The organism is Kribbella sp. NPDC048837, from assembly GCF_055586945.1.
In genome coordinates, this window is record NZ_JBVJHF010000002.1 from 1,193,719 (window position 1) to 1,206,791 (window position 13,073).

A 13,073-nucleotide genomic window follows, 5' to 3' on the forward strand; every position below is an offset into this window, starting at 1 on the left:
ACTTCCTTACTTACAGACCGACAGAGTGCTGTTCGGGTCGAGGCAGGGGTCGAACGTGAAGATCACCAGGGTCCCGAGAACCACGATCACGAGGGCCGCCGTGATCAGCAAGGCCTTGAGCCAGAAGCGGGTCTGGTCCTTCTCGGCGTAGTCGTTGGTGATCGTGCGCAGGCCGTTGGTGCCGTGCAGCATCGCCAGCCACAGCATCAGCAGGTCCCAGACCTGCCAGAGCGGGTTGGCCCACTTGCCGGCCACGAAGCCGAAGTCGAGCGCGGTGATCCCGCCGCCGAGCATCAGGTTCACGAACAGGTGACCGAGCACGAGGACGACGAGGGCGAGCCCGGACAGCCGCATGAACAGCCAGCTGTAGAGCTCGAAGTTCGTCTGCCCGGACCGGTTCCGGCCGCCGCCCTTGAGCGAGCGGGCGCGGGAGCTGGACCGGGGCGTGGCGATCTCGCTCATCTCAGCCTCCGAACACGTGGGTCAGATGGCGGATGACGAAGGGGACGAACAGCACCACCCAGACCACGCCGACGCCGATCATCAGCTGCCGCTGGTAGCGCGGGCCCTTGGCCCAGAAGTCGACCAGGATCAGCCGGATGCCGTTGAACGCGTGGAACAGGATCGCGGCCACCAGCCCGACCTCGAGCAGGCCGACGATCGGGTTCTTGTAGGTGCCGATGACCTCGTTGTAGGCCTCCGGGGAGACCCGGACCAGCGCGGTGTCCAGCACGTGCACCAGCAGGAAGAAGAAGATCCCCACCCCGGTGATCCGGTGCGCGACCCATGACCACATGCCCTCCCGGCCGCGGTAGAGCGTACCGGCTGGTTTGCTGGGCACCAGAGCCTCCTCGTCGAGAACACGAAATCGTCTCGATGCTAGACCCGCTCGTTGAGGTGAAATGTCCTGACAGATGTGACATCGGTCGCGATGCGTGTGAGATCGGTCGCGTCGGTGCCTGACCGAGGGGAGAACACGGTGAGTTTCTGGATCTGTGCGACCTGTGCCGTCGAGCACTCCGAGCAGGTGGAGGTCTGCGCGATCTGCGCCGACGAGCGCCAGTGGGTGCCGGCCGACGGCCAGCACTGGACCACGCTCGAGGAGCTGGCCGCGGCCGGCACCGAGGTCACCGTCGACGAGGTCGAGCCGGACCTGTACGGCGTCCGCTCGAAGCCGCCGGTCGGGATCGGCCAGCAGTCGATGCTGCTCCGGACGGCCGAGGGCAACCTGCTCTGGGACCCGATCGGGTACGTCGACGACGACGCCGTACGCCGGGTCCGCGAGCTCGGCGACGTGGTCGCGATCATCGCCAGCCACCCGCACATGTACGGCGTCCAGGTCGAGTGGAGCCACCGGCTCGGTGACGTGCCGGTCTACGTGTCGGAGCCGGACGCGGAGTGGGTGGCCCGGCAGGACCCGGTGATCCGGACCTGGTCCGGCAAGCTCACCCCGCTACCCGGTGTGACCGTGATCCAGCCGGGCGGGCACTTCCCCGGCAGCGCCGTGGTGCACTGGGCGAACGGTGCCGAGGGCAAGGGCGTGATCCTGTCCGGCGACACCATCTTCGCCAACCCGGACCGCACCTCGGTCAGCTTCATGCGCAGCTACCCGAACCGGATCCCCCTCTCCGGCGCGGTCGTCGACCGGGTCGCCCGCGCCCTCGACCCCTTCGACTACGACCGCCTCTACAACAACTTCGGCTCCACGATCCCCGTCGACGCCAAGGCCGTCGTACGCCGCTCCGCCGACCGCCACGCCGCCTGGACCCGCGGCGACTACGACCACCTGACCTGAGGGTGCTGCCGGACGCCCCACCGGGCGTCCGGCACCGGGTCTCAGGTGCGGCCGACCGCGAGCCCGTCGATCTGGACGATCTTGCCGCTGGAGACTGTCCGGAAGGTCAGCGTCCCGCTGAACAGCGTGCTCTGCACCGGCAGCCCGAGGACGACCTGGTAGTGCGTCGTCGGATAGGCGAGGTTGACGGTGGTGAGGTACCTGTTGCCGGCGTACACCGCGACCGAGCCACAGGTCGGGCAGCGCGTCGCGATCAGGAAGAACCGCTTGCCCTGCACGGTCCGCGTGAGCGCCTTACCGGACGCCGTGGTCTGCGTATCGGTCCCGAAGTAGAACTTCGACGACGTGCCCCGCGCCCAGCCGGTCGTTGCCAACGTCAACGACCGGTCGTCCAACGGGCGCGAGAAGCACCGCTCCGCACTCCACTGGCCGACGTTCCCGAGCTTGTCCCTCGCCCGGACCGAAGCGCAGTACTCGTACCCGGCCGCGACCGCGAGGGTCATCGACGTCGCGGTCGTCTTCGTCCACGGCTGCACGTAGGCGCTGTACGGCCCGGCGGACGTGGCCCGGCGGTACTGCACGTCGTACGACGCAACCCCGTTGGCATCCGTGGCCGACACCGTCAAGGTCGCCGTCGCGGCCACCGAGGACTGGTACGCCGGCCCCACCATCCGCGCCACCGGACCGTCCGCGTCGACGGTGATGTCCCGGTACGCCGTGAGGCCCGATCCATCCGGTGTGGACGCCCTGACGCTGACCTGGTAGTTCCCGGACCGCAGTTCGGGCGCCGTGAACGGCGAGGTGCAGGTCTCGGGCGGCCTGAACGATCCCTTCACCTCGCACACGAACCTGGTGCCTGCCGGGAAGGCCGAACCGTCGAACGGGATCGAGATGTCCGGTCCCATCACCGCCGGTGTCGGCTTGATCGTCACCCCGAGCACCTGCCAGGCGAGGTCGGCCCGATTCGTGGTCGTCCCCTTGGCCAACTCGTTGAACACGTACAGGTCGCCGCCGAGATCCATACCGAGCTGGTAGACGCGGCCGCCGGCGGTCAGCGCCAGGATCCAGGCGTTGCCGAACCAGGTGATCGCACGCACCTCCGAGTCGAGCGACGGACTCACCCGATCCGTCCCGGCCAGTCGTACCGTCGAGCCGTCGCCGAAGGCGATGTACCGCCCGTTGGCCGAGGCTCGAACCGGCCGGCCGTCCGCCACGTCGGCCTGACCCGGCAGCGTGGCGGTCCGGCTGCCACCGGCCGTAGCCTCGATCGTCGCGAGCTGGCCCGGCGTGACGCGGTGGTCGGACACCACCAACGTGCGGGCGTCCGGCATCCAGCTCGGGCTGGACAGCCGGCAGTCGACCTTCAGCGGCGTGCCACCGGTGGCCGCGATCACATACACGCAGGGGGTGGCGTTCTCGGGCGCCTGAAACGCGATGCGGGTGCCGTCCGGCGACCAGGACAGGTGGGAGATCGCTGCGGCGGAGCTCCAGATCTTCACCGGTGCGCCGAGCTCGCCCGGGGCGACCTTCTGCGTCCACAGGGTCCGCTCGGTGGTGTTCGTCACGTAGGCGAGCGATCGCCCGTCCGGAGAGCTGGTGACGGCTTCCTTCGGTGTGACCGAGTCCGGATCCGCCGGGAACGGCACGACGTTTCCGAACTGGTCCGCGGCGACGAGCTCCCGGCTGCCGGGCTCGCCCTGCGTGACCGCGATCTGGTCGGTTGCCCGCGGGACGGTCAGGTGCGCACTGACCGGTCCCTCACCGACCTCGTTGACGACCGAGACGGCGTACTCGATGCCGGGCTTCGTGCTGGGCTCGGCGACGGCGAAGTCACCCGGCGTCGTCTTCTCGGGGAACCACTCGACGGTCTCGGCGCCGTTCAGGTAGCGGTGCAGGTTGTAGCCGCGGACCGCCGTACCACCTGCGGTCTGCAACGACCGCCATCCGACCGTGTTGCCGTTGTACGTCGACCGCACGGTCACGTTCTGCGCCTGGGCGACATTGATTCCGTAACCACTCAGTGTCACGCTGTGCTGGCCCAAGGAGGTGGAGTCGAAGACGGTCATGGTGGTCGAGTCCGGGCCGGTCACCCCGGGCATGTACCGCACAGTCGCTGTGCACGTCGCCGCGGGCGGCAACGACTGCGCGCAGTCGTCCGGGGCTTCTGGATCCATTCGCCAGGTCACCCCTGCCTTGGCGACCGAGAAACCGGAGATCTGGACCGGATCGATGCCTGTGTTCTTGATGGTGAACGCCGCCCTCGCGGCCTCGCCGTACCTGACCTTGCCGAAGTCGTACCGCTCCGGCGTGACGGACAGCGCCTGGTACCCGAGCGCGCTGTGGTAGCGGATCTCGTACCACGCGACCGCGACGGCGCCCTCGCACGTTCCGGCGGCCAGTGAGGCGGCGAAGGTCTCGAGTTGCCGGTCCGGTGTGTAGGTGACGGCCGTGACGCGGAGCGTGGCGGCGGAAGTGCAGCTGCGTTCGCCTTGGGTGAGCGTCACCGCGGTCTGGGACCGCAGGTCGTAGTACCCGGGACCGGCGACGAAGGCCGGCATCGTCACCTTCAGCGAACCGGCTGTCAGCATCCGGGATCCGTCGGTGGGCGCGGAGGCCGTGACCGGGCTCCCGATCTCGTTCTCCAGCCAGGTGGTGGATCCGCCGCGGTTGGCGTCGAGGGCCAGTACGTCGATGTCGCCGACCGCCGGTGCCTCGGCGACGCGCGTGGCTTCGACCTCGGGGCTGGTGACCGGGTCGGAGTCGGTGGTGGCGACGACGCGGTAGTCGGCCGTCGTGCCGGCGGGGATCGTCTCGTCGATCCAGGTGGTCGTCGACGAGGTCAGGGTGCCGCTGATGTCCTGCCAGTCGGCAGCTTGTTTGCGTTCCACGCGATAGGCGGACGCGTCGACCGGGTCCCAGGTGACGCCGATGCCCTGACGGGTCGGGAAGACCTGGGCGGTGGGGGTCGTGACTGCTTCCTCGCCGAAGGCGGCGTGGGCGATGAAGGGGATCGTGATGGCCGCGAGGGCGGCGGCCAGGGCAGCACGGAACAGGGCGGGTTTGCGGGCGCGGCGCATTGAATCTCCAGGGCAGGGGACTCCGGCGCACCCCGAGACCGCACCGGCGAAAGGCAAAGAACTATCGGGAAACGGACCAGACCGCAAGTCTGTTGCAGCTTTGTGCAATCACGCCGCGAGGCGGCCCTCGGCGAGGCGGGTGTGGAGGGCGAGCAGGTGGCGGATGCAGGAGTCCCAGTCGTAGAGCTCGGCCCGGCGACGGGCCGCGGCTCTGCGGCCGGGGAGCTGGGCGAGGGCGAGTACGGCGTTCGCCAGGGCGCCCGGGTTGGCCGGGGCCCAGCGGCCGCAGGTTTCGTCGACGAGTTCGCGGGCGCCGCCGGTGTTCGCGGTGACGACCGGAGTGCCTGCGGCCAGGGCTTCCAGTACGGCGAGGCCGAAGGTCTCGCCTGGACACACGGACAGGGCGATGTCGGCCTCGGCCAGGTGGGTGGCCAGCGTGCGGCGGCCGTCGACGTACCCGTGGAAGGTCACCGGCGCGGAGCCGGCGATCTCGAGGAGTTCGTCGAGGTGCGGGCCGGTGCCGTACACGTCCATCCGCAGGTTCACACCCCGGCGGTACAGCTCGGCGGCGGTGGCGACCGCGAGGTGCGGGCTCTTCTCGCGCGACAAGCGGCCGGCGTGCACCAGCTTGAGTACGCCGTCGTCCACCGGCTCGGCGAGCGACGGGTGGAACGTGTCCAGGTCGACGCCGAGCGGGATCCGGACCAGCGGCGTGGTCACCTCGTCGAACTCGGCCGCCGCGTAGCGAGACGTCACCACGACGGCGTCGTACGTCCGGCTGAGAAGTTTGTAGAGCGCTCCTACTCCGGCCGCGACGCCGAGCTGGCGGCCGGTGCGCAGCGACAGCATCGCGTCGAGGCGTTCGTGGCTGAAGAGGATCGAGCCGATGTCGTTCCGGCGCGCCCAGCGGGCCACCGGCAACAACGTCGACTTGTCCGAGATCTCCACGGTCGTGGGCCGGAAGCGCTCGAGGGTCTCGATCACCTTCCAGGGATCGGTGATCAGCCGGTACCCGCCGCCGACCTTCGGGGCCTTCATCCGGACCACCGTGCCGAACTCGGTCTCGATCACCACGTCCCGTTCGCCCGGCGTGATCACGATCCGCTCCGCGCCGGCTTCGACGTACCCCTGACCGACATGCTCGATCGCGGTCCGCATCCCACCCGACGTGGGCCCGACGAAGTTCGCCAGCTGAGCGATCCGCAGCTGGGTCATGCGACCCGCCGGACGGCCGCTGCCTCGCGCAGGACCTCGGCGTAGTGCCGGTCGACCAGGTCGTCGACCACCGCCGGCCAGGTTCGGGACTGCACACGGGCCAGGCCGCCGGCGGCCATCCGGGCCCGGGCCGTCGGGTGATCGAGCAGGGTCTTGACCGCCTGCCGCAGCGATCCGGGTTGCCCCGGCTCGAACAGCAGACCGTTCTCGCCCGGGTGGATCAGGTCGAGCGGGCCGCCCGCGGCCGGGCCGACGGTCGCGACACCGGAGGCCTGCGCCTCCTGGATCGTCTGGCAGAAGGTCTCGTGTTCCCCGGTGTGAACGAAGACATCCAGGCCGGCGAAGATCGAGGCCAGGTCGGCGCCCCGGCGCATCCCCAGAAAGGTTGCTTCCGGCAACGTGTGCTCCAGCGACGCGCGGTCCGGCCCGTCACCGACGATGACGATCCGGCAGCCCAGGTCGGTCAGATCGGCGAGCCGGCGGACCTTCTTCTCCGCGGCCAGGCGGCCGACGTACCCGACGATCGGCTTGCCGTCCGGAGAGATCTCCCGGCGCCAGCTCTCGTTGCGGTGCTGGGGATCGAACAGATCGAGGTTCACGCCGCGCCCCCACAGGTGAACCCGGGGTACGCCGCCCTGGACGAGGGCCTCCACGGACGCGGTCGACGGTGCGAGCGTGCGATCGGCCCGCGAGTGCGTACGCCGTACCCACCGCCAGATCCCGCGGTCCGCGGCGGCGAACCAGGGGTACTGGCGGGCGAACCCGGCGATGTCGGTCTGGAAGATCGCCACCGTGGGCAGCCCGAGCCGGCGCGCGGCGCGCAGCCCGTAGGCGCCGATGATGAACGGCGAGGCGACGTGCACCAGGTCCGGCTCGAAGTCGGCCATCGCCCGCTCGATCGAGGGATCGGGCAGGCCGACCGGGAACTCCTTGTAGCCGGGCGTCCGGAAGCTGCGGGCGCGGATCACCGCGACGTCGCCGTAACTGTCCGGGCCGGGGCCGGGGGCAATGATCAGCAGCTCGTGCCCGCGAGCACGCAGCCGATCGGCGACGTGGCGAGCCGTGTTCGCCACGCCATTGATCTGCGGCAGGAAGGTCTCAGCCACCATCACGATGCGCACATCTCGAAGGTTCCCCACCGCGCGTGAACCCTCGGCGACACCTTCGTGACGCCGCGTCGATGCCCTGTCGACGGCTCCGGGGACGTCAAGTGTCCTTCAGGTAGCCGTCCGGAGGTGTTCGGTGAGGGCCCCGTGAACAGCGCGGTCAGCGGGTGAGCGTCGTGGTGACGGTTGCCTCCGGGTACCAGTTCTCGAAGTCCTTGTAGTGCGCGGTGAACGTGGTGGTTCCGCGCGGGAGGGCGTAGGTGGCCGTGAAAGTGCCCGCCGAGGTCATCTCGGGGTTGCCGATGGCGCGGGCGGTCGAGCCGGCCGGCGTGGCGTAGACCTGCAGGAACTGCTGGTTGGTGGAGCTTCCGGGACGCGAGTACGGCGAGGTCCAGGTCACCGTGACGTACGCGGTGGACTTGGCCTTGCCGGAGCCGGCGCGTGCCGTGACGTGGAGGTCGGTGACCGGCGCCTTCGGCGGGTGGGCCGGGCCGAAGGAGTGCAGGAGCTGGACGTTCTGATAGGTGTCGTCGTACGTGACCGCCCAGGCCCGGGTGCCGGTGGAGTTGAGCAGCAGGGTGCCCTGCCAGAGTTCGTCGCTGCGGCGGAAGTCGACGGCGTACGTCGGGGTCGTGTTGCCCTTGGCGTAGAACAGCACGTCAGCGTCGTTGGAGCCGGTGCTGGAGCGGCCGACGGCGACCGTCGAGCTGTCGCCGGACCAGGAAGCGTCGGCCGGGTAGACGCCGCTCGGGTACACCGTGGCGTCGGACAGGTCGGGGAGCTTGTACGAGTGGTGCTCGTACGGGTTGCCGACGGTCTCGACGACCTCGGTGCCGTCCGGGCTGATGGCGTAGTCGATCAGGTTCGAGCCGGTGTTGTCGCGCCGGCTGACGATGGTCGGCGTGGCGCCCGAGACGTCGATGACGTACGTCGTGACCGGTGAGTACCCGGTGTCGCCGGCGACGAGCAGCCCGTTCGCCGCGCCGGCGATGATCGGGTGGTAATTCGGGCCGTCGGTGTACACCGTCGCGGCGGTCCCCGGCGCGGACCAGATCAGCAGGCCGGACGTGCCGAGACCACAGTCCAGGAAGGCGGCGACGATCTTGTCCCCGGCCGGTTCGGCACTGTAGACGCAGGCGCCCTTGGGAGCGTCGTACGTTGCCGAAGGCACCAATGTGTCGGCGTCCAGCGCGGTCACGCGGTCGTAGTCCTGGGTCACCAGGAGCTGCTGGTGGTCGTGGCTGAGAACCACATCGGAGGCGCCGGTCACCCCCGTCAGCTTCGTCTGCAGCACGCCGTCCAGGTCGGTGACCACGAGCGGGAGGGTGCTGCCGGCGCCCTGGGCGATGTACAGCCGGCCACGCGCTTCGTCGAGCTCCATGGCGCGGAGGTCCTGCACCGGCAACTGGGTGCCGACACTCTTCTCCAGCACCGGCTCGTCGGCCGAGCTCGGTGCGGCGACCACTACGCCGACCGACGCCGAGATGATCAGAGCCAGGCCCCCGAGGGCCAGTCCACGCGCGCGCATCAAGAACTCCGAGTTCGTAGGCGGAAACCTCTTCCCCCGAAGCGGCCCCAGGCTAGAAGGAATCCCACCACGCCCGCAAAGCCGTTTCCGGGTTGTGCTGGAGCACACAGTCGCCGCGTGGGCTGGTGCATACCAGTGGGGGTGTGGTTCGGCCTACGGTGGGAGGATGAGTCATCGCAGCGAGTCGGGGTTCGAGTTCGCGCCGGTGTACGGGGCCGAGGCACTGGACGGGTTCTCGCCGGACGAGAAGCTGGGTGAGCCGGGGAAGTTCCCGTTCACCCGCGGCGTGTACCCGACGATGTACACCCAGCGGCCCTGGACCATGCGCCAGTACGCCGGGTTCGGGACGGCCGCGGAGTCGAACCAGCGGTACCACCAGCTGATCGACCACGGCACCATGGGCCTGTCGGTCGCGTTCGACCTGCCCACCCAGATGGGCTACGACTCCGACGCCCCGATCGCGCACGGCGAGGTCGGCAAGGTCGGGGTGGCGATCGACTCGATCGACGACATGCGGGTGCTGTTCGACAAGATCCCGCTGGACCAGGTGTCCACCTCGATGACGATCAACGCGCCGGGCTCGGTGCTGCTCCTGCTGTACCAACTGGTCGCGGAGGAGCAGGGGGTCTCCGGTGACAAGCTCACCGGCACGATCCAGAACGACGTACTCAAGGAGTACATCGCCCGCGGCACGTACATCTATCCGCCGAAGGAGTCGCTGCGGCTGATCAGCGACATCTTCGCGTACTGCCAGGCGGAGCTGCCGCGCTGGAACACGATCTCGATCTCCGGCTACCACATGGCCGAGGCCGGGGCGACGCCCGCGCAGGAGATCGCGTTCACGCTGGCGAACGGCATCGAGTACGTCCGGGCCGCGGTCGCGTCCGGGCTGGACGTGGACGAGTTCGCGCCGCGGCTGTCGTTCTTCTTCGTCGCCCGGACGACGTTGCTCGAGGAGGTTGCCAAGTTCCGGGCGGCACGGCGGATCTGGGCGCGGGTGATGCGGGATGAGTTCGGTGCCAAGAATCCGAAGTCGCTGATGCTGCGGTTCCACACCCAGACGGCCGGCGTCCAGCTCACCGCGCAGCAGCCCGAGGTCAACCTCGTCCGGGTCGCGATCCAGGGCCTGGCCGCCGTCCTGGGTGGCACGCAGTCGCTGCACACGAACTCCTACGACGAGGCGATCGCGCTCCCCACCGAGAAGGCCGCCCGCCTCGCCCTCCGCACCCAACAGGTCCTCGCCTACGAGACCGACGTGACCGCGACGGTCGATCCCTTCGCCGGCTCGTACGTGGTCGAGTCCCTCACCGACGAGGTCGAGTCGGCCACCGTCGAACTCATGAACCAGGTCGAGGAGTACGGCGGCGCCGTCGCCGCCATCGAGAAGGGCTTCCAGAAACAGGAGATCGAGCGCTCCGCCTACCGCATCGCCCAAGAGATCGACTCGGCCGAGCGGGTAGTCGTCGGTATGAACAAGTTCAAGATCTCCGCCGAAGAGCCGTACGAACCCCTCCGCGTGGACCCCGCCATCGAAGCCCAGCAGGTGGACCGCCTGGCCACCCTCCGAGCCACCCGGGACCAGTCCGCCGTCGACGAGGCCCTGGCCGCCCTGAAGAAGGCTGCCGAAGGCACCGACAACTGCCTCTACCCCATGAAACAGGCCCTCAAAGCCCAAGCCACCGTAGGCGAAGTCAGCGACACCCTCCGCGAAGTCTGGGGCGTCTACGTCCCCGCCGACACCTTCTGATCAGTCCAGGAGGGCGGTCGAGGTGAGGACTGTGGTGCCGAGGGAGATGGATTCTTCGGAGGGGTCGAAGCCGGGGGTGTGGAGGTCGGCGGCGGTTTCGAGGGTGGGTGGGCGGACGCCCAGGCGGGCCATGGCGCCGGGGACGTGTTCGAGGTACCAGGCGAAGTCCTCGCCACCGAGGGACTGGTCGGTGGGGGCGATGGCGCCGGCGCCGAGGGTCTGGTGGACGGCGTTGTGGAGGACGTCGATCGCCGTGGCGTCGTTCATCACCGGGGGGACGCCGTGGGTGACCTCGGTGTCGACCTCGAGGCCGTACGGCGCGACGAGCTGGGACGCCAGGGTGGGGATGAGCTCGGCGGCGAAGCGCCAGACGTTGGCGTCGAGGCAGCGGAGGGTGCCTTCGGCCTCGCCGCGGGCGGGGATCGCGTTGGCGGCCGAGCCGGACGTGATGCGGCCCCAGACGAGGGACATGCCGGCGCGCGGGTCGACACGCCGGGAGAGTGCGGCCGGGAGCTCGGTGACCAGGGTCGCGAGCGCGTAGACCAGGTCGCCGGTCAGGTGCGGGCGGGACGTATGACCGCCGGGCCCGGTCAGCCGGACCAGGATCCGGTCGGCGGCCGCGGTCAGGGCGCCGGTGCGCAGGCCGATCTGGCCGACCTGCAGGCGCGGGTCGCAGTGCAGCCCATAAATACGGCGGACCCCGTCGAGTCCGCCGGCCGCGATGACGCCGAGGGCTCCGCCCGGCATCACCTCCTCGGCCGGCTGGAAGATCAGCCGCACCCGGCGGTCCAGCTGCCCGTCGCGCGCCATCCCGGCCAGCACGAGACCCGCGCCGAGCAGGGCAGACGTGTGTACGTCGTGACCGCACGCGTGCGCGACTCCGTCGATGGTCGACCGCCACGGCGCCTCGACCGCGTCCGGCACCGGCAGCGCGTCGATGTCGGCCCGCAGTGCGACGCAGGTGTCGCCGGAGCCGATGTCACAGATGAGCCCGGTCCCGGTCGGCAGCACCCGCGGCGACAGCCCGGCCTCGACCAGTCTCCGCTCGACGACTTCCGTCGTACGGACCTCGTGCCAGCCGAGCTCCGGGTGCGCGTGCAGGTCGCGCCGTACCTCGACCGTCTCCTCGCGGACCTCCTCGACCCGGGCCAGGACGTCCGCGACCAGCAACTGATGACTCATCCCGCGATTGTTTCATCCCGCAACCACCGCCGGTTCCGGCACACTCCCGATGGTGACTCAGCGTGATGATCACGGACGGTAAGTGAAACCACGGAGAGTGCTGACAGTGATCCCCGCGGTGCAGGGTGTGACCAGACCGGAGGAGTTGTCGAAATGTGACGAAAGTGCCGGTCACTTTCCGGTATCGAGGCCCTCTTGACGTTCAAAGAATGACGGACCGCGCCCTATAGTCTGCGGATGCGGCACGTGGGGGTAGGCGTGCCGGGCAGAAGACATCTGGTCGACGAAGGAGACGTCCGGTGAAGAAGTACGTGCGGGGAACGGCGATCGTGGGCGTACTGACGCTCGCCGTCGCCGCCTGTGGCAGCAAGCCGACCGAGGACAACGCAGGCGGCAGCGCCAACAAGGACTTCAAGGCCTGCATGGTCTCCGACTCCGGAGGCTTCGACGACAAGTCGTTCAACCAGACCTCGTACAAGGGGCTGCAGGACGCCGTCAAGGAGAAGGGCCTGACCGAGGTCAAGGCGGAGTCGAAGTCCGACAACGACTATCCGACCAACATGACCGCGATGGTCAACGCCAAGTGCAACGTCATCGTGGCCGTCGGCTTCAAACTCGAGGACGCCACCGAGAAGGCGGCCAAGGCCAACCCGGACATCAAGTTCGCGATCGTCGACTCGGCTCCGGATACCAAGAAGGTCGGCGAGATCCCGAACCTGAAGCCGCTGCTCTTCAACACGGCGCAGTCCAGCTTCCAGGCCGGTTACCTGGCCGCGGCGATGAGCCAGACCGGCAAGGTCGGCACCTTCGGCGGCATCAAGATCCCGACGGTGACCATCTTCATGGACGGCTTCGCCGAGGGCGTGAAGTACTACAACACGCAGAAGGGCAAGAACGTCCAGGTGCTCGGCTGGGACGACGCCAAGCAGACCGGTCTGTTCACCAACGACTTCGAGGACAAGGCCAAGGGCCAGACCAACGCGCAGAACCTGATCACCCAGGGCGCCGACGTCATCTTCCCGGTGGCCGGCCCGGCCGGTCTGGGCGGCCTGCAGGCGGCGAAGGCCAGCAACGGCAAGGTCAACGCGATCTGGGTCGACACCGACGGCTGCGTGAGCGCGGCTGAGTACTGCTCGGTGCTGATGTCGAGCGTGCAGAAGGGCATGGACGTCGCGGTCAAGGACGCGATCATCTCGGTCGTCGACAACAAGTTCGACAACACCCAGTTCACCGGCACGCTGGAGAACGGCGGTACGTCGCTCGCCCCGTTCCACGACTTCGACAGCAAGGTCTCGGCCGACACCAAGAAGGAGCTGGACCAGATCAAGGCCGACATCATCAGCGGCAAGATCACCGTCCAGTCGAAGGCACAGCCGACGGCGTCCTGACACATCGCGTAGTACGGTGCGAGCCAGGAAGGCAG

At 69.0% G+C, this 13,073-nt stretch carries 10 protein-coding genes; 3 read left to right on the forward strand and 7 right to left on the reverse strand.

Annotation, left to right across the window (positions count from 1 at the left end):
• Positions 1–6 precede the first annotated feature (6 nt).
• Both ACZ6O0_RS13700 and sdhC read right to left on the reverse strand, forming a co-directional pair.
• A complete protein-coding gene (locus ACZ6O0_RS13700; protein WP_465765181.1) occupies positions 7–462 on the reverse strand; it encodes a succinate dehydrogenase hydrophobic membrane anchor subunit in 456 nt (151 codons plus the stop codon).
• A gap of 1 nt (position 463) precedes the next feature.
• The gene (gene sdhC, locus ACZ6O0_RS13705; protein ID WP_465765182.1) at positions 464–841 is read right to left on the reverse strand and encodes a succinate dehydrogenase, cytochrome b556 subunit; all 378 of its coding nucleotides are present in this window, start codon (positions 839–841) and stop codon (positions 464–466) included.
• 138 nt (positions 842–979) lie between these two features.
• Here sdhC and ACZ6O0_RS13710 point away from each other — a divergent pair, with 138 nt between their 5' ends.
• Positions 980–1,795 carry an MBL fold metallo-hydrolase gene (locus ACZ6O0_RS13710; RefSeq protein WP_465765183.1) on the forward strand — a complete coding sequence of 272 codons (816 nt, stop codon included), beginning with the start codon at positions 980–982 and terminating at the stop codon, positions 1,793–1,795.
• Positions 1,796–1,836: 41 nt separating this feature from the next.
• On the opposite strand, the gene ACZ6O0_RS13715 is transcribed toward ACZ6O0_RS13710, so the two are convergent.
• The 4 genes from ACZ6O0_RS13715 to ACZ6O0_RS13730 all read right to left on the reverse strand — a co-directional run bounded on the left by ACZ6O0_RS13715 (position 1,837) and on the right by ACZ6O0_RS13730 (position 8,721).
• Positions 1,837–4,872, reverse strand: coding sequence for a choice-of-anchor D domain-containing protein (locus tag ACZ6O0_RS13715; RefSeq protein ID WP_465765184.1), 3,036 nt, complete (start codon positions 4,870–4,872; stop codon positions 1,837–1,839).
• A 108-nt stretch (positions 4,873–4,980) separates the two neighbouring features.
• Positions 4,981–6,087, reverse strand: coding sequence for a glycosyltransferase (locus ACZ6O0_RS13720; protein ID WP_465765185.1), 1,107 nt, complete (start codon positions 6,085–6,087; stop codon positions 4,981–4,983).
• Entirely contained in the window at positions 6,084–7,226 is a 1,143-nt protein-coding gene (locus tag ACZ6O0_RS13725; RefSeq protein ID WP_465765186.1) for a glycosyltransferase family 4 protein, read from the reverse strand. Before ACZ6O0_RS13725 ends, ACZ6O0_RS13720 begins: the two co-directional genes overlap by 4 nt.
• A 127-nt stretch (positions 7,227–7,353) precedes the next feature.
• A complete protein-coding gene (locus ACZ6O0_RS13730) occupies positions 7,354–8,721 on the reverse strand; it encodes a hypothetical protein (protein ID WP_465765187.1) in 1,368 nt (455 codons plus the stop codon).
• A 166-nt stretch (positions 8,722–8,887) separates the two neighbouring features.
• On the opposite strand from ACZ6O0_RS13730, the gene ACZ6O0_RS13735 reads away from it, so the two are divergent.
• Positions 8,888–10,468 (forward strand): acyl-CoA mutase large subunit family protein, encoded by a 1,581-nt coding sequence (locus ACZ6O0_RS13735; protein WP_465765188.1) that lies wholly within the window; start codon positions 8,888–8,890, stop codon positions 10,466–10,468.
• On the opposite strand, the gene ACZ6O0_RS13740 is transcribed toward ACZ6O0_RS13735, so the two are convergent.
• Entirely contained in the window at positions 10,469–11,650 is a 1,182-nt protein-coding gene (locus tag ACZ6O0_RS13740; RefSeq protein ID WP_465765189.1) for an amidohydrolase, read from the reverse strand.
• 299 nt (positions 11,651–11,949) lie between these two features.
• Between ACZ6O0_RS13740 and ACZ6O0_RS13745 the strand changes: the two genes are divergently transcribed.
• Positions 11,950–13,038, forward strand: a complete 1,089-nt coding sequence (locus ACZ6O0_RS13745) for a BMP family lipoprotein (protein ID WP_465765190.1) — start codon at positions 11,950–11,952, stop codon at positions 13,036–13,038.
• The last annotated feature ends 35 nt before the right edge of the window (positions 13,039–13,073 follow it).

Bases quoted from the DNA above. Each gene is read 5' to 3' on its own strand.
- ACZ6O0_RS13700 (WP_465765181.1), bottom strand. From the start codon at position 462: ATGAGCGAGATCGCCACGCCCCGGTCCAGCTCCCGCGCCCGCTCGCTC.
- ACZ6O0_RS13715 (WP_465765184.1), bottom strand. From the start codon at position 4,872: ATGCGCCGCGCCCGCAAACCCGCCCTGTTCCGTGCTGCCCTGGCCGCC.
- ACZ6O0_RS13720 (WP_465765185.1), bottom strand. From the start codon at position 6,087: ATGACCCAGCTGCGGATCGCTCAGCTGGCGAACTTCGTCGGGCCCACG.
- ACZ6O0_RS13730 (WP_465765187.1), bottom strand. From the start codon at position 8,721: ATGCGCGCGCGTGGACTGGCCCTCGGGGGCCTGGCTCTGATCATCTCG.
- ACZ6O0_RS13735 (WP_465765188.1), top strand. From the start codon at position 8,888: ATGAGTCATCGCAGCGAGTCGGGGTTCGAGTTCGCGCCGGTGTACGGG.
- ACZ6O0_RS13740 (WP_465765189.1), bottom strand. From the start codon at position 11,650: ATGAGTCATCAGTTGCTGGTCGCGGACGTCCTGGCCCGGGTCGAGGAG.